At 34.4% G+C, this 18037-nt stretch carries 21 protein-coding genes and 1 tRNA gene; 12 read left to right on the top strand and 10 right to left on the bottom strand.

All coding sequences use genetic code 11. The features are described from left to right. Window positions 1-91: 91 nt before the first annotated feature. Together MTX13_RS09215 and MTX13_RS09210 are read right to left on the bottom strand one after the other, a co-directional pair. Window positions 92-892 carry a TIGR00266 family protein gene (locus tag MTX13_RS09215; protein WP_250434314.1) on the bottom strand — a complete coding sequence of 267 codons (801 nt, stop codon included), beginning with the start codon at window positions 890-892 and terminating at the stop codon, window positions 92-94. 67 nt (window positions 893-959) lie between these two features. Continuing rightward, the gene (locus MTX13_RS09210) at window positions 960-1415 is read right to left on the bottom strand and encodes a DUF4442 domain-containing protein (RefSeq protein WP_250434312.1); all 456 of its coding nucleotides are present in this window, start codon (window positions 1413-1415) and stop codon (window positions 960-962) included. 145 nt (window positions 1416-1560) lie between these two features. Here MTX13_RS09210 and MTX13_RS09205 point away from each other — a divergent pair, with 145 nt between their 5' ends. The 4 genes from MTX13_RS09205 (at window position 1561) to MTX13_RS09190 (ending at window position 5022) form a co-directional block, all read left to right on the top strand. Beyond that, a complete protein-coding gene (locus tag MTX13_RS09205) occupies window positions 1561-2007 on the top strand; it encodes a DUF4870 domain-containing protein (RefSeq protein WP_250434311.1) in 447 nt (148 codons plus the stop codon). An 83-nt stretch (window positions 2008-2090) separates the two neighbouring features. Then, entirely contained in the window at window positions 2091-2429 is a 339-nt protein-coding gene (locus MTX13_RS09200) for a PadR family transcriptional regulator (protein ID WP_223034113.1), read from the top strand. Then, entirely contained in the window at window positions 2429-4255 is a 1827-nt protein-coding gene (locus tag MTX13_RS09195) for a PspC domain-containing protein (RefSeq protein ID WP_250434309.1), read from the top strand. Before MTX13_RS09200 ends, MTX13_RS09195 begins: the two co-directional genes overlap by 1 nt. Before the next feature lie 38 nt (window positions 4256-4293). Next, window positions 4294-5022: a head GIN domain-containing protein gene (locus MTX13_RS09190; protein ID WP_250434307.1), complete on the top strand. Its 729-nt coding sequence runs from the start codon at window positions 4294-4296 to the stop codon at window positions 5020-5022. Window positions 5023-5141: 119 nt separating this feature from the next. Here the strand turns inward: MTX13_RS09190 and MTX13_RS09185 are convergent, their stop codons facing one another. From MTX13_RS09185 to MTX13_RS09150, 8 genes are all read right to left on the bottom strand, one after another. After that, window positions 5142-5678 (bottom strand): YceI family protein, encoded by a 537-nt coding sequence (locus MTX13_RS09185; RefSeq protein WP_250434305.1) that lies wholly within the window; start codon window positions 5676-5678, stop codon window positions 5142-5144. A 163-nt stretch (window positions 5679-5841) separates the two neighbouring features. Continuing rightward, on the bottom strand, window positions 5842-7140 hold the full coding sequence (locus MTX13_RS09180) for a hypothetical protein (RefSeq protein WP_250434303.1): 1299 nt from the start codon (window positions 7138-7140) through the stop codon (window positions 5842-5844). Between the two features lie 27 nt (window positions 7141-7167). After that, the gene (locus MTX13_RS09175; protein ID WP_250434301.1) at window positions 7168-7755 is read right to left on the bottom strand and encodes a YceI family protein; all 588 of its coding nucleotides are present in this window, start codon (window positions 7753-7755) and stop codon (window positions 7168-7170) included. A 146-nt stretch (window positions 7756-7901) separates the two neighbouring features. After that, on the bottom strand, window positions 7902-8882 hold the full coding sequence (gene trxB, locus MTX13_RS09170) for a thioredoxin-disulfide reductase (RefSeq protein ID WP_250434299.1): 981 nt from the start codon (window positions 8880-8882) through the stop codon (window positions 7902-7904). A 141-nt stretch (window positions 8883-9023) separates the two neighbouring features. Then, complete coding sequence (locus MTX13_RS09165; RefSeq protein WP_250434297.1) at window positions 9024-9224, bottom strand: DUF6327 family protein; 201 nt, start codon at window positions 9222-9224, stop codon at window positions 9024-9026. A gap of 2 nt (window positions 9225-9226) precedes the next feature. Continuing rightward, window positions 9227-9577 carry a hypothetical protein gene (locus tag MTX13_RS09160; RefSeq protein WP_250434295.1) on the bottom strand — a complete coding sequence of 117 codons (351 nt, stop codon included), beginning with the start codon at window positions 9575-9577 and terminating at the stop codon, window positions 9227-9229. Between the two features lie 6 nt (window positions 9578-9583). After that, the gene (locus MTX13_RS09155) at window positions 9584-9913 is read right to left on the bottom strand and encodes a YtxH domain-containing protein (RefSeq protein ID WP_250434294.1); all 330 of its coding nucleotides are present in this window, start codon (window positions 9911-9913) and stop codon (window positions 9584-9586) included. Window positions 9914-10060: 147 nt separating this feature from the next. Next, window positions 10061-10135, bottom strand: a tRNA-Pro gene (locus MTX13_RS09150). A gap of 93 nt (window positions 10136-10228) precedes the next feature. Between MTX13_RS09150 and MTX13_RS09145 the strand changes: the two genes are divergently transcribed. The 8 genes from MTX13_RS09145 (at window position 10229) to MTX13_RS09110 (ending at window position 17997) form a co-directional block, all read left to right on the top strand. After that, window positions 10229-11320, top strand: coding sequence for a PQQ-dependent sugar dehydrogenase (locus tag MTX13_RS09145; protein ID WP_250434293.1), 1092 nt, complete (start codon window positions 10229-10231; stop codon window positions 11318-11320). A gap of 77 nt (window positions 11321-11397) precedes the next feature. Beyond that, on the top strand, window positions 11398-12003 hold the full coding sequence (gene udk, locus MTX13_RS09140) for a uridine kinase (RefSeq protein WP_250434292.1): 606 nt from the start codon (window positions 11398-11400) through the stop codon (window positions 12001-12003). Window positions 12004-12006: 3 nt separating this feature from the next. Further along, window positions 12007-12333, top strand: a complete 327-nt coding sequence (locus MTX13_RS09135) for an FtsB family cell division protein (RefSeq protein ID WP_250434291.1) — start codon at window positions 12007-12009, stop codon at window positions 12331-12333. Beyond that, entirely contained in the window at window positions 12326-13687 is a 1362-nt protein-coding gene (locus MTX13_RS09130; protein WP_250434290.1) for a methylmalonyl-CoA mutase subunit beta, read from the top strand. Before MTX13_RS09135 ends, MTX13_RS09130 begins: the two co-directional genes overlap by 8 nt. Before the next feature lie 19 nt (window positions 13688-13706). Next, on the top strand, window positions 13707-14447 hold the full coding sequence (locus tag MTX13_RS09125) for a hypothetical protein (protein ID WP_250434289.1): 741 nt from the start codon (window positions 13707-13709) through the stop codon (window positions 14445-14447). Window positions 14448-14464: 17 nt separating this feature from the next. Beyond that, window positions 14465-15109: a hypothetical protein gene (locus MTX13_RS09120; RefSeq protein WP_250434288.1), complete on the top strand. Its 645-nt coding sequence runs from the start codon at window positions 14465-14467 to the stop codon at window positions 15107-15109. After that, window positions 15109-17232 (top strand): methylmalonyl-CoA mutase, encoded by a 2124-nt coding sequence (gene scpA, locus MTX13_RS09115; protein ID WP_250434287.1) that lies wholly within the window; start codon window positions 15109-15111, stop codon window positions 17230-17232. The genes MTX13_RS09120 and scpA overlap by 1 nt, the downstream gene beginning before the upstream one ends. Before the next feature lie 204 nt (window positions 17233-17436). Beyond that, window positions 17437-17997 (top strand): hypothetical protein, encoded by a 561-nt coding sequence (locus MTX13_RS09110; RefSeq protein WP_250434285.1) that lies wholly within the window; start codon window positions 17437-17439, stop codon window positions 17995-17997. Window positions 17998-18037: the final 40 nt, after the last annotated feature.

Here is an 18037-nt window from a genome sequence, read left to right as displayed (position 1 = left end):
CCCCAAATGTCGTTCTTAATTGAAACGAAAATCAATAAAAGCCAAGTAAAACAAAGCTTTTACAACTATTAGAAATTGTTGATAACATTTATTAAAACCTATTATCACCATCTAACAAATCGCCAAGACCTCCAAGTATACTTCCTTCTCCTTTATCCTTTCCACCTCCTTGAGGTGCAGAAGCCAACACACGACCTGCCAAGCGACTAAACGGTAAGGATTGGATGTAGACCGTTCCTGGGCCTTGAAGTTTAGCAAAAAACAATCCTTCGCCACCAAAAATGGTGTTTTTTATTCCTCCAACAAATTCTATGTCATAATCTACCTCTTGTGTAAATCCAACAATGCATCCTGTGTCTACTCGTAACGTTTCACCGCGTTGTAATTCACGTTTTGCCAATGTTCCGCCTGCATGAACAAAAGCCAACCCATCACCTTCCAACTTTTGCATAATAAATCCTTCGCCACCAAATAGTCCCCTGCCTAAACGTTTGCTAAATTCAATGCCTACACTCACGCCTTTGGCTGCACATAAAAACGCATCCTTTTGACAAATAAACTTATTACCAAATGCCGTTAAATCTATAGCTACTATTTTCCCAGGATAAGGCGAAGCAAAGCTAACTTTTCGCTTTCCCATTAAGTCATTGTAAAACGCCGTCATAAACAAACTTTCCCCTGTAAGTATGCGCTTCCCAGCTCCAAGGATGGATCCTAAAAACCCTTTGTTTTTTTCTGAACCATCACCAAAAATGGTTTCCATCTTTATACCATCGTCCATCATCATGAAACTTCCGGCTTCGGCTACAACACCTTCATTTGGATCCAGTTCTATTTCTACATATTGCATTTCTTCACCATAAATTTGATAATCTATTTCGTGTGCGTTCATGTTTTTAAATTTTTATTGATTGATACTTTTATTCGTTGACAGAATACCGTTTTTGTTACACTACAAATTACACTTTTACTTTAAGCGTCCATTCAAAATTAAAAGTAGATACTTCCACACCATCAGAATTTGTTCCAACAGATTGCATCCAAACTGTTTGCCCCTCACCTGTTTCAATAGATTTTGCTATAGCAGCATCAACCTTATCACCATCATTACAAACAAACGTAATTCTACCAGTTGCTTTTTTGGTAAACGACGCATTATTACTTAAAACCAACATGGAAATATTTTTCCCGCTCTGTTTAATCTTTGCCATAACCAAAGCTCCAGTGGTTAATTCTGCTGCCATACCCTGAACAGCCCAAAACATCGATTTAAATGGATTTTGATTTACCCACCTGTGTTTAACTGAAACTGTACAAGACCCCTCATCAATAGCTTTAACACGAATACCTGTAAAGAAAGCTGCAGGAAGTTTAAACAAGTTGAAAAGGTTTATTTTACTTGGGGTAAGTTCCATATTTCCGAATAAATTTTTCTTAAAAGTATTGAAAATATACGAGTTATCATATGTTAATTATTTGTTAATTTTTAGTACTTTGTATTGCATAATACCTTCTTTTAGATATATATTTGCATAAGAAACTATTATATACTTTTTAAACATGATAGATAATCACCAAAAAAATATAGCCACATTTATTCACTTATCAACCTTTAGCAGGTTTGTAATTCCATTTGGAAATTTTATTGGGCCACTTGTATTGTGGATTGCAAACAAAGACAAATCGGAGTTTGTTGATGCCCATGGAAAACAGATTATCAATTTCCAAATTAGCATCTTACTATACGCTTTAATAATTGGCATGATTACCATTCCATTCTTTGTCTTTAATTTATTTAATGGTATCGATTTTTTAGATATTGACGCTTTTGACAGCATTCATTTAAACGTTACAAAACCATCTCCTCTATTATATATTACTGGTGGATTAGGCTTTTTAGCCCTTATGGGCTTTATTTTAGAAATGGTATTCATTGTTAGGGCCAGTTTGGCAGCAAAAGACGGTGAATACTTTAATTATCCGTTAACTATTAACTTTTTAAAATAAATCAGGCTGATTAGTTTCAGCATTTCATCAATCACAATCAATCAAAAAATGAACAGTTTAAAAAATTTAAAACGCTTTAGAATATGAAGATAGAAAACACAAAAGCACAAATGCGTAAAGGTGTTTTAGAGTATTGCATCCTTTCGGTTTTAAAGGATGATGATGCTTATGTTGCAGAAATACTGGACACTTTAAAGGATGCCAAGTTGCTTGTAGTTGAGGGTACCATTTACCCATTGCTTACAAGGCTTAAGAACGCAGGACTTTTAAATTACCGATGGGAGGAGTCTACTTCTGGACCACCTAGAAAGTATTATGGTCTAACAGAAACAGGCAAGTTGTTTTTAAACGAACTAAATACAACTTGGAATGAATTACAAAACGCAGTTAATATAGTAACAAGTCAAAAAAACAAAAAATAATGAATAAAACAGTCAACATAAATTTAGCAGGTATATTCTTCCATATTGATGAAGATGCATACTTAAAATTACAACGCTATCTTGAGGCTATAAAACGTTCATTTACAGATTCTCAAGGTCGATCTGAAATACTATCGGATATCGAAGCACGAATTGCCGAATTATTCAGCGAACGCGTACAACACGAAAAACAAGTTATTGGCAACAAAGAAGTAGATGAAGTTATTGCCATAATGGGACAACCAGAGGATTATTTGGTTGATGACGAAATTTTTGAAGATGAACCAAAACAATCCTATCACAGACAAACTGGTCCGTCAAAAAAACTATTTAGAGATACCGAAAACTCTTATGTAGGTGGTGTTTCTGCAGGTTTAGCACACTACTTTGGAATTGACGCTATTTGGATTCGTTTAGCCTGGATAGTATTGATCTTTGGAGCAGGGACTGGTATCTTCCTTTATATACTGCTTTGGATTTTAGTCCCAGAGGCAGTTACGACTGCAGATAAATTAATGATGACAGGCGAACCTGTTAACATTAGTAACATAGAAAAAAAAATTAAAGACGGATTAGGTAGTGTTTCAGACGCAGCAAAAAATGTTACTGATTCTGTAACTGGTGTAGCAAAAAATGTTTCAGAATCAGTTTCTGATGCTGCAAAGAATGTCGATTTTCAAAAACAAGGCAATCGCATTAAATCTGGATCCCAATCATTTTTTGATGCCGTAGGCGACATTTTTATGTTTTTCTTTAAGGTATTGGCAAAGTTTATAGGCGTTATACTAATCATTACTGGAGCTTCGGCGTTAATAGGCTTAATAATCGGCTTATTCACATTTGGAGCATCCGATATAATCCATGTGCCAGGTTTTGATTTTGTTGATGCTGCCAATGCAGCCAATACACCTGTATGGCTTGTATCTATGCTATCATTATTTGCTGTAGGTATACCCTTTTTCTTTGTGTTTTATTTGGGCTTAAAAATCCTTATTAACAATCTAAAGTCTATCGGAAACATTGCAAAATTTGTATTACTAGGTGTATGGTTAGTTTCTATTATAAGTTTAGTAGTTATAGGCGTTAGGCAAGCCAGCGAACATGCTTTTGATGCCAGTGTTACTAAAAAAGAAGTACTAAATATAAGCGCCAGTGATACCTTAAACCTAAAAATGGTTGGCAACGACAACTATAGAAAAGGTGTTTACAGACATGGAACTTCTTATAGATTATTACGTGATGAAAACGAGGATAAAATTATTTATTCGTCAGATATTCGCTTAATAGTACGCTCAACAAAAGATTCATTGGCATCAATTAGCATCGAGAAAAATGCCGAAGGTAGTGATTACCAATTAGCTAAAAAGCGTGCAAATAATATTAATTACAACTACGAATTAAAGGGTAATGAATTATTACTTGATGGTTATTTAACTACAAAAATTGAAAACAAATTTAGTGATCAAGAGGTTGAAATTATTTTGTATTTGCCTGAAGGCAGTACATTATATGCCGATGACAATACTTATAGTTTTCACAGAAATTCCAGTTATTACAATGACATTTTAGACAATGGTATGGAAGAACATTATTTAAAAATTATTGATGATGATGTTATTTGTTCCGATTGTCCTGACGAAGATTTTCATTTAAAAGTAGATGTGGATAAGGATGGAGCAAGTGTTAAAATTAATGATAAGGGTATTGAAATTAAATCAACAGACTCTAGTCTAGAAATAAATGAAGACGGTGTTAAAGCCAATGGCGAAGAGGTAAAAGTAAATATTGACGAAAACGGTATTGAAATAACTTCTGAAGACAATTAATTACAAAAATCAATCAAAAAATAAAATCAATCAAAATCATGACAACATTAACAAAACTAATTGTATCATTTATTTTATCCTTACTCCTATTATCATGCGAGTTCAACACGGGTTGGGGTCCTGGAGTAACAGGTGACGGTAATGTAATAACCAAAGAACAAAGGCTACAAAATGAATTCAATGAAATTCATGTAAGTCGCGGACTCGATGTGTATGTCACACAAGGACCTTCTGAAAAAGTAACCATTGAAGCCGATGGTAATCTACATGACATTATACTGGTAGCTATCAATAATGGTGTTTTAGAAATTACCGCTGAAGAAAACATACGGTCTGCCGCTTCAAAAAAGGTACTGGTAACTTTTAAAAATATTGACAAAATTGTGGCAACCAGTGGTAGCGATGTATATTCAACCAATACTATTAAAGCAGATGACTTGGAGTTAGAAACCAACAGCGGCAGTGATATGGAGCTTGAGATTGATACCCAAAAACTTTACTGCCTATCAACTAGTGGCAGCGATTTGGAATTAACAGGACGAGCCACTACACTTAAAGCGGAAGCCAATAGTGGCAGCGATATTGATGCAGGCGATTTATTAGCTGAAAAATCCACAATTAGAGCAACTAGTGGTGCTAGTATCTCTGTTAATACTTCAAAAGAGCTTATTGCAAAAGCCAATAGCGGCGGAGACATTACCTATTATGGCAGTCCAGAAAAATTAGAAAAAACAGAAGGCGTATCTGGTGGTATTGGTAAAAGATAACTTCAAAAATAATCAACCAAAAATTAACCATCAACTACCCTTGTAGTCCGATGGTTTTTTTGTTTTATTATAGAAATGTTAACCATTATGAGACATGATCTCAAGATATTTTAAACATATCATAATAGTCTTAAATGAAGATTAAAATTAACTATCACATCAGGGTGTACTACTATTAGCCCCATCATTTTCTTTGGAGCTTCCAATTTGTAATCCCTTAAATCTATAGAAAGATCACCTATGATATGGATGCCTTCATTTTTTGTTACCTGTACTGGAAAAGTATAAGAATTAACAACATCTGCAATATTAATCTCAACTTTAGCATTGTAAGTGTTCTTTAATTCAGAAGTTTTTTTTATTGCTAGAAGATTTAATTTTATCCTAGGATAAAGTTCAGTTTTCAAAAGCTTATTAAAATCCTTATTTATAGCCTTATGGCCACAATCAAAACAGTCACTTTTCAACTCTAATACTGTTGACTGAAAAACCATGTTTTTATTATTGGACTCAAAACTTACAGGAATAGGATCTTCTAATTTGTCTATATTATAACAACATGTAAAGGAATTCACATTACTAGTTCCTGAAATAGACACCTCACTATCACTTTTAACCACAACTTCTAACGACTTTTTTGCAACTAAAAAAGACATAGTGACAAGAGTTAAAGCAAAAAACAATGTCAATAATAAAAACCTTTTCATGGTAAAAAATTATAACGTAATCAATTTATAAAAAACATGCCTTATGAAACAAATCTTAAATTACAAATCTGTGACAAAAGGCATGTTTAATAATAATAATTATACAATTAGTTTAGAAGCTAATTACCGCTTCTACCATTAAACCATTGAACTTACCGTCATAAAGAATATTAGCCTCTGGATAACCATCATAAGTTTGGTTAACATATTCTAGTTTAGCCAAGATGTTTTTTGTCAAGAAGTATCCAGCAGAAAATTGGAATCTATTGATATCTACATCGCCAAATGATTGTTCAGAACTTACCGTATTATAACGCCCACCTAGGTAGAAGTTTTCAGCTTGCCCGAAACGGTAGATTACTTCACCTGCTAATTGTGTAGTACTACGATTCTCCATTTCAGTAGATGCTCTACCATTTGCAAGTTCGATTGTACCAAAGAATTCCAAACCATTATATTTTACAAAAGGATTGAACATTACCGCTGTGATTCTATTTCTGAATCCAGGATCGAAACGTCCAGATCTGAATGGAGACTTTGCAGTAGCATCAACATCTTCCATAACAAAGTAATATCTAGAACCTGCTCTGTCAGCTGTGTAAAGATAGTTGTTAGGAACATAACCTGTTGTATATATTGAACCTGTTAATCTCAATCTTAAGTCTTCTGTTAACTGATTATCGTATCCTAATTTAGCTATGAATGAAGCACCTCCAGTTTTCTCATTTGAACCTTCAGCTACAGATTGATTCAATTTACCGTTGGTGAACCCTACCATACCTAAAAAACCATTACGTTGATAGTACAACTCGGCACCAACCTCTGTAGTAAAAGAATCCATAATTAAGTTTCCTACAAATGGGTTGTATATAGCTTGCGCATTATCTGTTCTTCTAAAGTGCGCATCACCATAGTTGTTTTCCATGTGACCAACTTTAAGGGTAGTATATTTCATTAAATCGTTCAACAATCCTTCAGAAATAAAATCTAAATTGTCAATTTGGAAATACCCTCCTTTTACATAAGGTTCTGGGTGGTGACGAGAAGATAAATATGTTCTTAAGTGCATTCTTACCCCTTTAGCTAAAGCCACATCTAAATCTAGGTTTGCAGTAGCTAAATTAAAGTTAGAGCCAATACTCTTAAGCTCCATAACAGTTCCATCATCAATCAAATCTTGAGGCACACCATTTTCATGGGATAATGCTTGGAATTGAAGCGTAGATGCTCCACCTACCCTTACTTTTACTCTTTCAAAAGTGGACACCGTATCTTTTGGTGCTTCAAACACATTGATACCTCTTTGGTCTGGAGCTCTCCAATTATCCAGGTCTCTTTTATTCTGGGCATATAAACTGACCCCAATTAACATTAGCGAAAAAATTATCGCTTTTTTGATAGTAGTTCTCATAACGCTTTAGTATTTAAAGATTTATTTTTAATTAGTAAATATTGATTTAAATTTTATGGTCACGTCTTCTCCAGTTGTTATTGTTCCGAGCAAAGCTTTTGGTGGTTCAATACCAAAATCTTTCATGTTAAAGGTTTTCTCACCTTCTAAAGTCACTGTATTAGATGCTAGTGTCATTTTGAAAGACAAATCGACTGTTTTTGTTACTCCCGAAACACTCAATTTACCAGAAACTGTTACTTGATATTGAGAATTCCCCAAGTCCGTTACTTTTTTAGACTCATTCATCTTAAAAGTTATGGTCTTATGGTTTTTTGTATCCAAAGCTTTATAAGTATTTTTATCCATTGCAGATTTTCCACTTTTAATACTTTCAGCAACAATACTTACATTTAGGTTTGATATGTTTATCTCTCCATTGTTGTTCAATTCTATATTTCCAGATTGTTCTTCTACAGTTTCTTCCCAATCATGCAAACTGGATGTTCCAAAAATTGACATGCTTGATTTCGTATTGTTAAGATTAAATTCCTGTGCTAAAAGATTTTGACTTGCGAAGATTACAGTTAATATTGTGAATAACCACATCATTCCGTTTTGTTTAATTATTCTCATACCAGTTATATTTAATTTACGTTACAAATTTCGGGGTTATTAGAAACCTAAAACATGATTTATATCATGTGAAGCCAATTAACTTTAAAAACAAAAAAATCCGGGATCACCCGGATTTTTGATTCTAAAATATTGTATTTGACTCCTTAATTATACGTCGAAGTGCTTACTTCAAAAGATGCATCTTTGGCTGCTAACCAACGTTCAGCATCTAAAGCTGCCATACAACCTGTTCCAGCGGCTGTAACTGCTTGTCTATATACATGATCTGCTGCATCACCTGAAACAAACACACCCTCTACATTCGTTTTAGAAGTACCAGGAACATTTATAATATATCCTGTTTCATCTAAATCTAAAAAGTCCTTAAAAATGTCTGTATTGGGTTTGTGACCAATGGCTACAAAAAATCCTGTAGCAGGAATTTCATGTTTCTCATTAGTTTGGTTGTTAAACACGCGAACACCAGTTACTACTTGTCCATCACCTAAAACCTCATCGGTTTCTGTATTGTAGAGTATTTCAATATTTTCTGTTTTCTTAACACGTTCAGCCATAATTTTTGATGCTCTAAATTCATCGCGACGCACAAGCATAGTCACTTTTTTACATAATTTAGATAAATAATGAGCCTCTTCGCAAGCACTATCGCCTGCTCCTACTATAACCACTTCTTGATTTCTGTAGAAAAACCCATCACAAACGGCACAAGCAGAAACACCTCCACCAAGCTTTAAGTACTTTTGTTCAGAATCTAATCCTAAATATTTAGCTGAAGCACCTGTAGAAATAATAACCGTATCACAGTGTATCTCTTTTGTATCATTAACCCATACTTTATGGACTTCTCCAGAAAAATCTACTTTGGTAATCCAACCATCGCGTACATCAGTATCAAAACGCTCGGCTTGTTTTTGTAGCTCAATCATCATTTCAGGTCCCGTTATTCCATTAGGGTACCCAGGAAAATTCTCTACTTCGTTTGTAGTTGTTAATTGACCCCCAGGCTGACTACCTTGGTATAATACTGGATTCATGTTTGCTCTAGCTGCATAAATTGCCGCAGTATATCCTGCTGGACCAGAGCCTATAATAAGACATTTTACTTTTTCAATTGTATCTGACATAATATGATTACTTTTTAGTATGACAAAAGTAGAGTTTTTGTCAAAAAACTTTCACGAAACTTATTAAAAGTTATTATGCAACTATTGGAAAATATAATAGTAGTTTATTTCCAAAGAAATGAAGCAACAAAGTACATTCATCTACTTCAGAAATCGCTTTATAAGGGTATAAAAACCATACTTCCCTAAGACGCTAAAAATAGAGCTTACCCAATTAATAGGCTTTAAAGTATCTTGAAATTCACTTTTAACCAGTTTCATTTCTTCCAAAGCAATATTTCGTTCAAGATCTAAACGTTTTAGATCCTTTTCAATATCATCAAATGACTCGTATTGTTTCATTTTTAAGAATTAAAAAATTTAGAAGACAGACTCTTTATTACTTTACGTTCTATTGTGTGTCTTTGGTAATACACCAAAACGCATCCCAACAAAAACACTACCCCAAGCATTAAATAACCCAAAGCTAAATTGTCCAGCCATTCACCAATTGCCATTGCCAGAGCAAAGGACGCAAAAAACAACCCAATAAATAATAAACTTCCAATTACTAAAGCCTTTGCAACAAAAGTAATGGAAACACTAATTTGCTGAAATACTTTAAGTTTAAGATATTCTTGAGACTTTTTAAAATAAGCCTCTCCTGCATCTGTCATCTTGCCAGATGTTTCGTTAATCGATTCAAAAAGTTTCATTGAAAATTATTTTTTTTGGTACTGCTTATTCCTTGCTTTTAATTCTGCCAGTTTCTTTTCAAGCGCTGTTATAACATCATCTGCCTTGTGACTTACATCAGAAACAATAGACTCTATTTGTTCGTCTAAAGTTTCTTTTTTACTGGCTACATTCTCGGCAACTTTATCTCGCATATTATGTGCGGTTTCAGAGACTTTATCGCGAGCAACTGCAGCTTCATCTGCTATTTTTTGACGTGTAACAGAACCTTTATCTGGAGCAAACAAAATTCCTAAAGTCGCTCCTATTGCGGTTCCTGCCAATATTCCTAATAATGTACTGCTTTCTTTTCCCATCTTTCTTTCTAATTATTTAGTTGTTATAATTCGTTTAATTTGTGATATATAATATATCTTTTTTAATTAGAAAATCAAAGTTGGTTAGCAATTAATTAACACTTATGGTACAAATAAAAAAGCCCAACATATGTTGAGCTTTAAAAGTCGGGGTGGCAGGATTCGAACCTGCGACCTCCGCGTCCCAAACGCGGCGCGATAACCGGGCTACGCTACACCCCGAAACTTGGTTATCATTTTAGGACTGCAAATATATAGCTTTTCTTTAATTTCTTACAAGTATTATCTTAAATTTATATCATAATATTTTTCCCTATGAAAATTCGAATAATAATTGTTTTTACCCTTGCCTTTTTGAACCTTACCACTTGTGCCCAAAATTCAAGTAAAAACAAAAGTTACAATATTATCGTGCCTGATTTAAACATCCCTTGGGGATTTACTTTTTTACCAGATAATTCGTTATTGATAACCGAAAAAGCAGGTAAACTTCTTCATTTTAAAAATGGCATTACTAAAGAAATCTCTGGGCTACCTGAAATTTATGTAAGGGGCCAAGGCGGCTTAATGGATATCGTTCTACACCCTAACTACAACGAAAACGGTTGGGTATATATCTCATTTGCCTCATCAGCAGGTAATGGCAAAGGTGGACATACTGCTATAATGCGTGGAAAAATTAAAAATTCGCAATTCACCGACAAACAGTTACTTTACAAAGCTTCACCAAATTCAACTTCTGGTCAGCATTTTGGTTCTCGATTAGCTTTCGACAATAATGGCTATTTATATTTCTCTATTGGCGAACGTGGTGATCGAGACACTAATCCTCAAGATATAACTCGCGATGGCGGTAAGATTTATAGACTACATGATGACGGTCGCATCCCTAAAGACAATCCGTTTTACAACGCACCCAATGCCAAACAAGCCATATACTCTTATGGCCATCGCAACCCTCAAGGCTTGGCTATTCATCCTGAAACAGGTGAATTATGGTCTCATGAGCACGGCCCAAAAGGTGGCGACGAGATTAATATTATTAACAAGGGTAAAAACTATGGTTGGCCAAAAATTACTTATGGCCGAAATTACTCAGGTTCTAAAATAACAGATAAAACAGCCTTGCCAGGCATGGAACAACCTTTGCACTATTGGGATCCTTCTATTGCTCCTTGCGGCATGGTGTTTATTAGCAGTGATATTTATCCGAAATGGAAAGGCAACGTATTAGTTGGCTCCTTAAAATTTCAATATCTAGATAATATTTACTTAAAAAACAATACGGTAACCAAAGAAGAAAAACTATTGGAAGGTTTAGGTCGCTTGCGTTCAATTGGAATAGGTCCAGATGGTTATATTTATGCTGGAATTGAAAATTTAGGCATTGTTAAAATCAATCCCTAGTTAGTCTTAAATTAGAATTAGAATGCCCTTTAAATTCCATACGAAATAACTAAATTTGTTCAACAAAAAATGTTTACATGCTAATTATTGGAATTGCTGGCGGAACAGGCTGTGGTAAAACAACCGTTGTTAATCAAATATTAAATCAATTACCTGAAGGTGAAGTTGGTGTCATTTCGCAAGATTCGTATTATAAAGACACATCGCATTTAAGTTTTGATGAACGTGTAAAAATAAATTTTGACCACCCAAGGTCTATAGATTTTGAATTATTGGAATCGCACCTTAAAAAACTAAAAACAGGGCAAACTATTGCGCAACCTGTATATTCTTTTGTCAAGCACAACCGAACAGGTGATACTATTTTAACACACCCTAGAAAGGTTATGATTGTTGAAGGTATTTTAATTCTAACAAATCCAGAACTTCGGGACATGTTTGATATTAAAATCTTTGTTCATGCCGATAGTGACGAGCGTTTAATTAGACGTTTAAAGCGTGATATTTCTGAACGCGGAAGAGATTTAGATGAAGTACTAAACCGCTATCAGTCAACACTTAAACCCATGCATCAGCAATTTATTGAACCCATGAAGGAGTATGCCGATATTATTATTCCTAATAATAAATACAACACTGTTGCAGTTGATATTGTTAAGACCATAATAAATGACCGTTTATAATAAATGAAGTTTCTTAAAAACAAATACGTTAAACCTTTCAAAAATATCTTTGTACTTATTTTTGTAGGCTTTACTATTTGGATGTTATTTATAGATGCCAATTCTTGGTTTATCCATCATGAATTAAATTCTGAAATTGATGATCTTGAAGCTGAAAAAGAATATTATAAAAGTGAGATACAAAAAGACAAAAAGGCTATAAAAGAGTTAAGTAACGAAGAAGGTGTTGAAAAGTTAGCTCGTGAAAAATATTACATGAAAAAGGCCGATGAAGAAATCTTCATTATTGAATATGAAGACAGCATTCCAAAAGAGGATAAAAATGACTAAAAAATTATTTAACGAATTTCCTAACGTTTCTGCCAATGAATGGAAACAAAAAATTCAAGCCGATTTAAAAGGTGCCGATTACAATAACACCTTAATATGGCATACAAACGAAGGCATTGATGTTAAGCCTTTTTATCATCCCGAAGCATTTGAATCTATAGAGGAAGTTCCCGAAACTAAAGTAACTTCTTGGACCATTGCACAAACCATTTATGTAGACGATGTTACCATTGCAAACAACATAGCTGTTTACGCTCTTAATCGTGGCGCAGAAACCATTAAATTCATTTTACCCAACACTACCGTTTCCATAACCCAATTGCTACATAACATAACTGCCGAAACACTGTATTTTGAATGTTTGTTTTGCGATGATGATTTTGTAAAAACCATCCAAAACCATGATACAAAAGCAAGAGTTTATATCTGTACAGATATTATTGGCCATTTAGCGCGTTCGGGCAACTGGTATTACAATCTAAAAGAAGACCATGGGCAATTTTCCAATATTGTAAATTACACATCACAATTTAGCATTGATACAAGTTTATATCAAAATGCAGGTGCTAATACAGTACAGCAATTAGCATATACCCTAGCCCATTGTAACGAATATTTAAATTATCTACATTCTGAAAAGTCTTTAAAAAACAAAAAGTTGACCCTGACTTTGAACGTTTCGGTTGGATCTAACTACTTTTTTGAAATTGCGAAGCTTCGTGCCCTACGGACTTTAATTGAACTCTTTGCAGACACTTACGAATGTAAGCTGGAAACCAACATTTTTGCCACTCCTACCAAACGCAACAAAACATTGTACGATTACAATACCAATATGTTGCGAACCACAACCGAATGTATGAGTGCTATTTTAGGAGGCGCCAATAGTATTTGTAATTTACCTTACGATGCCATTTACCATAAAAACAATGAATTTGGAGACAGAATATCCAGAAACCAGCTGTTAATTTTGAAACATGAAAGCTATTTCAATATGGTAAACAATCCTGCAGATGGTGCTTATTATATAGAAACGCTTACCAAACAACTTGCCGAAAAAGCCTTAACACTTTTTAAGGATATAGAAACGCAAGGTGGATTTTTATCACAACTTAAAGAGGGTGTTATTCAAAGAAAAATTAAAGAATCGGCTCAAAAAGAACAGGATCAATTTGACTCTGGAAAACTGATTTTAGTAGGCTCTAACAAGCATCCAAATAATGAAGACCGCATGAAGAATGAACTGGAATTATATCCTTTTGTAAAAACCAAACCACGCAAAACACTTATCGAACCTCTTATAGAAAAGCGTTTATCAGAAACATTGGAACAACAAAGATTACACAACGAATAAATTTTAAATTTTACGAACTATGAAATCGAAGATTAAAGACAACCTATTAAAAGTAAAATTAACAACTATGAGTAAATCCATTTTAAAACTAGCTGTTCTAACCGTATTATTAACAGTATTAAATTGTAAAAACGAAACCCAAACAGTTGATTTTGATTATAAGTATACTGAAACTGAAAACGCATTAAATTGTACTGATGTAGACACAAAATTAATTCATGAAGCGCTTTTGTCTTTTGAAGACGATATTATGAAAACCTACAATACCCGAAGCTCTGATTTACGTGTTGCCTACACCAACTTTTTTAGGGCAACCCAAAGAAAGGGTGTTAAGTATCAAGAGGTTGTAACACCACATAGTATGGAAGTTTTTAATGCGCTTAAAAACCAATCTCAATTATGGAATGCTGACAACACCCTTAATTACAAGGCAGACATCTTTACTTGTATTGGAGACAATATGAAAGACAAAGGATTAGCAACCACCTACAAATCGCTAATTTCTGTTAACAGTATGCGTGCTGATATTTTTGGAGCACCTTTATTGAATAAAGTTAAAACGGCAAACACAGACCGTTATCTGGCTGCATTTATAGCTTTAGATTTATACTATTCTAAATTATTTGATGTTGACCCAACACAAGTAACAGAAAAAAAAATTCAAGAAAAAACAACCTACCGCACCGAACCAGGCAAACCTTTAATTAAACAAAAGCCTGCTACAGAAAAAACAGATGACCATGCAGGTCACAATCATTAACAATTAGTAATTAATCAGTGAAAAAAAGAGTAAGCATATTCCTTTTAGTTTTATTAAGCTCTATTGTTATTTCAAGTTGTTTAAACTCTGTTGCAACAGAAGTGATAACTTGGATAGAGTCTGATAATATTAACGAGGTAGAAGGGTCATATCATTTTTTAGAAAATGATGGTATTAAAATATACCTCCCTTCAGTATTTAAAAAATACTCTACAGTTGATTATCAAAATCTGTTGGACTCTATTGTTCCTGAAGAAGCTTACAAATATGAAATAGCACGTCTAAATAACATGAGAAAAATGGATGGGAATTTATATTTGTTTTATGATGAGCTATCACGATCCACCTACACAATAAACACTGTGAAATACATGCCGCTTCAAAAGCGAGATGCCCAATTTTTATTAGGTATGATACGTCAAAACCATGAACAAACATCACACCTTTCAAATTTAGATTTTAATAAGATAACAGCTAAATATAGTTCGAATAAAGATGTACAAATCTTTAAAGCAGTTTTTCGAATTGATAATCCTAAAATTAAAACATCCGTTTTTAGTAATTCATATATTATATCTTCAAAACAAAAAACGGTATTGATAAATTTATCTACACCTTACCAGATTAATTTTGATGAATATCTACAAAAAATGATATTATAATGTCTAGAAAAAACATGCAACATATAAGCCTTGCAAATGGCAAACAACATGAATTAGAGAACGGTATCCACTCTCATAACACAGCCGAGGATATACAGGTTAAATCCACTTATTCGAAATCGGATTTAGACACTGTTGAACATCTCGGTTTTGTTGCTGGAATAGCGCCTAATCTTCGCGGTCCTTACAGCACCATGTATGTACGTCGCCCTTGGACCATTCGCCAATATGCTGGATTCTCTACTGCAGAAGAAAGTAACGCTTTTTATCGTCGTAATTTGGCTGCTGGGCAAAAAGGACTTTCCGTAGCTTTCGATTTGGCAACACATAGAGGTTATGATTCTGACCATGATCGTGTTGTTGGCGATGTTGGAAAAGCAGGTGTAGCAATCGATTCGGTTGAAGACATGAAAATCCTTTTCGACCAAATTCCTCTGGATAAAATGTCGGTCTCCATGACCATGAATGGAGCTGTTTTGCCTATCATGGCTTTTTATATTGTAGCTGCCGAAGAGCAAGGCGTAAAACCTGAACAATTGGCTGGAACCATTCAGAATGATATTTTAAAGGAATTTATGGTGCGTAACACCTACATTTATCCGCCTACGCCTTCCATGAAAATCATTTCAGATATTTTTGAATATACCAGCCAAAACATGCCAAAATTCAACAGTATCAGTATTTCTGGTTACCATATGCAGGAAGCGGGTGCCACCTGCGATATTGAATTGGCTTACACCCTAGCTGATGGTTTAGAATATATTAGAAAAGGTTTGGAAGCTGGAATGGATATTGACACTTTTGCGCCGCGTCTTTCGTTTTTCTGGGCTATTGGTATGAATCATTTTATGGAAATTGCCAAAATGCGTGCGGCACGTATGCTGTGGGCTAAACTAGTAAAGCAGTTTAATCCTAAGAACCCAAAATCTTTAGCCTTAAGAACACATTGTCAAACATCTGGTTGGAGTCTAACCGAGCAAGACCCCTTTAATAATGTAGCGCGAACCTGTATAGAAGCTGCTGCTGCTGCCTTTGGTGGTACGCAAAGTTTACATACCAACGCTTTAGACGAAGCCATTGCCCTACCAACCGATTTTTCGGCACGTATTGCTAGAAACACACAAATTTATCTTCAAGAAGAAACCCACATTACTAAAACCGTTGACCCTTGGGCAGGCAGTTATTATGTTGAGAAGCTAACGCATGATATTGCCCAAAAAGCATGGTCGTTGATTGAAGAAGTTGAAGAATTGGGTGGCATGACCAAGGCCATTGAAGCTGGTATTCCTAAAATACGTATTGAAGAAGCTGCTGCTAGAAAACAAGCCCGTATAGATTCTGGTCAGGATATTATTGTTGGTGTAAATAAGTATCAACTAGAGGAAGAAGCGCCAATACAGACTTTAGAAGTCGATAATCAAACCGTTCGTAATCAGCAAATTGATAGTCTAAATAGAATAAAATCTGAACGTAATGCAGAAAACGTTAAAAACGCATTATCGGCTTTAACAGAAGCAGCACAATCAGGTGAAGAAAATTTATTAGCTTTAGCTGTTAATGCAGCTAGAGAACGTGCCACTTTGGGTGAAATTAGCGATGCTCTTGAAGCTGTTTTTGGAAGATATAAAGCACAAATTAAATCGTTTTCAGGCGTGTATAGTAAAGAAATTAAAAACGACGATTCGTTTAATAAAGCCAAGGCTTTAGCCGACCAATTTGCCGAGCAAGATGGTAGAAGACCACGTATTATGATTGCCAAAATGGGACAAGACGGCCATGATCGTGGCGCCAAGGTAGTTGCCACTGGTTATGCCGATGTTGGTTTTGATGTTGATATTGGTCCTTTATTCCAAACACCACAAGAAGCCGCCAAACAAGCTGTGGAAAACGATGTCCACATATTAGGTGTATCGTCATTGGCAGCCGGTCATAAAACCTTGGTACCGCAAGTTATTGAAGCGCTAAAAAAATACGGTCGCGATGACATTATGGTTATCGTAGGTGGTGTAATACCCAAACAAGATTACCAATATTTATTTGATGCTGGTGCTGTAGCTGTTTTTGGTCCTGGTACAAAAATTAGTGATGCCGCTATTAAAATTTTAGAGATTTTAATTGATTGATAGTAACACTAAAGTGTAGTCCTATCCAAAATAGCAAGCGGTTTATTAACCATGTATACTGTTAAGCTATAAGTTGTAGCACATTAAAATTGAAGTTTAGTTAACTAAATTGGCAAACTATTGTCATCAAAAAAGTGTAACATTCTATCGTCATCGATATCTTATAAAGAAATTTAGTAATACAATTGATCACATAGAACTCAAATGACTTATAAGATTTTTTTTATCATCGGACTAGTTTTCCTTTTAACAGGTCAAATATTGTTAGCTCAAGGCAATGATTTTGTATACAACCAGAAACCTATTGATTTTGCTCATTGGTTCTTGTTAGTTGGAGTAGTCTGTCTTATTCCACAGGTTGTATCCTTTCCTAAAAAAATTTACAGCAGCATTGGAATTCCATTAACCTTAATTGGAATAGCTTGTATGATTGGAATGTGTGTACTAGATTTTATATTTTGGAGTTTTCCAAACCAAGAAATGCGTAACGAATTCACAAGCCATATTATACAAATTCCATCAATCTGGAAAACATTTATTACTTTAGGACCAAGTTCAAAAGTCTTTAATCTTGGCTTGTTAATTTTAAGTCTTAATTACTATAGCAAACGAAAAATTGGAATATGTATTCTTCTAATAGCTACACTAATTTTATGGCATATAATACCAATCCCTTTTAGATTGGTTTTTGGATACTCTTTAACCTTAATTAGCTATATTGTGATACTTTTTGGAACTGAGATTAAAAACTTAAAACGTGTGTAATTAATCCTGCGGATTTTTCCTCAACGAAAGCACAGTCGAT

The sequence above is a fragment of the Hanstruepera flava genome, assembly GCF_023634025.1.
Lineage (GTDB): Bacteria > Bacteroidota > Bacteroidia > Flavobacteriales > Flavobacteriaceae > Hanstruepera > Hanstruepera flava.
Note: the sequence above shows the minus strand (reverse complement) of the source record. Positions and strands in the feature narration are given on the sequence as shown.

Excerpts from the sequence above, each read along its gene's own strand:
- MTX13_RS09215 (WP_250434314.1), bottom strand. The coding sequence starts at position 892 with ATGAACGCACACGAAATAGATTATCAAATTTATGGTGAAGAAATGCAA.
- MTX13_RS09210 (WP_250434312.1), bottom strand. The coding sequence starts at position 1,415 with ATGGAACTTACCCCAAGTAAAATAAACCTTTTCAACTTGTTTAAACTT.
- MTX13_RS09205 (WP_250434311.1), top strand. The coding sequence starts at position 1,561 with ATGATAGATAATCACCAAAAAAATATAGCCACATTTATTCACTTATCA.
- MTX13_RS09200 (WP_223034113.1), top strand. The coding sequence starts at position 2,091 with ATGAAGATAGAAAACACAAAAGCACAAATGCGTAAAGGTGTTTTAGAG.
- MTX13_RS09195 (WP_250434309.1), top strand. The coding sequence starts at position 2,429 with ATGAATAAAACAGTCAACATAAATTTAGCAGGTATATTCTTCCATATT.
- MTX13_RS09190 (WP_250434307.1), top strand. The coding sequence starts at position 4,294 with ATGACAACATTAACAAAACTAATTGTATCATTTATTTTATCCTTACTC.
- MTX13_RS09185 (WP_250434305.1), bottom strand. The coding sequence starts at position 5,678 with ATGTCTTTTTTAGTTGCAAAAAAGTCGTTAGAAGTTGTGGTTAAAAGT.
- MTX13_RS09180 (WP_250434303.1), bottom strand. The coding sequence starts at position 7,140 with ATGAGAACTACTATCAAAAAAGCGATAATTTTTTCGCTAATGTTAATT.
- MTX13_RS09175 (WP_250434301.1), bottom strand. The coding sequence starts at position 7,755 with ATGAGAATAATTAAACAAAACGGAATGATGTGGTTATTCACAATATTA.
- trxB (WP_250434299.1), bottom strand. The coding sequence starts at position 8,882 with ATGTCAGATACAATTGAAAAAGTAAAATGTCTTATTATAGGCTCTGGT.
- MTX13_RS09165 (WP_250434297.1), bottom strand. The coding sequence starts at position 9,224 with ATGAAACAATACGAGTCATTTGATGATATTGAAAAGGATCTAAAACGT.
- MTX13_RS09160 (WP_250434295.1), bottom strand. The coding sequence starts at position 9,577 with ATGAAACTTTTTGAATCGATTAACGAAACATCTGGCAAGATGACAGAT.
- MTX13_RS09155 (WP_250434294.1), bottom strand. The coding sequence starts at position 9,913 with ATGGGAAAAGAAAGCAGTACATTATTAGGAATATTGGCAGGAACCGCA.
- MTX13_RS09145 (WP_250434293.1), top strand. The coding sequence starts at position 10,229 with ATGAAAATTCGAATAATAATTGTTTTTACCCTTGCCTTTTTGAACCTT.
- udk (WP_250434292.1), top strand. The coding sequence starts at position 11,398 with ATGCTAATTATTGGAATTGCTGGCGGAACAGGCTGTGGTAAAACAACC.
- MTX13_RS09135 (WP_250434291.1), top strand. The coding sequence starts at position 12,007 with ATGAAGTTTCTTAAAAACAAATACGTTAAACCTTTCAAAAATATCTTT.
- MTX13_RS09130 (WP_250434290.1), top strand. The coding sequence starts at position 12,326 with ATGACTAAAAAATTATTTAACGAATTTCCTAACGTTTCTGCCAATGAA.
- MTX13_RS09125 (WP_250434289.1), top strand. The coding sequence starts at position 13,707 with ATGAAATCGAAGATTAAAGACAACCTATTAAAAGTAAAATTAACAACT.
- scpA (WP_250434287.1), top strand. The coding sequence starts at position 15,109 with ATGTCTAGAAAAAACATGCAACATATAAGCCTTGCAAATGGCAAACAA.
- MTX13_RS09110 (WP_250434285.1), top strand. The coding sequence starts at position 17,437 with ATGACTTATAAGATTTTTTTTATCATCGGACTAGTTTTCCTTTTAACA.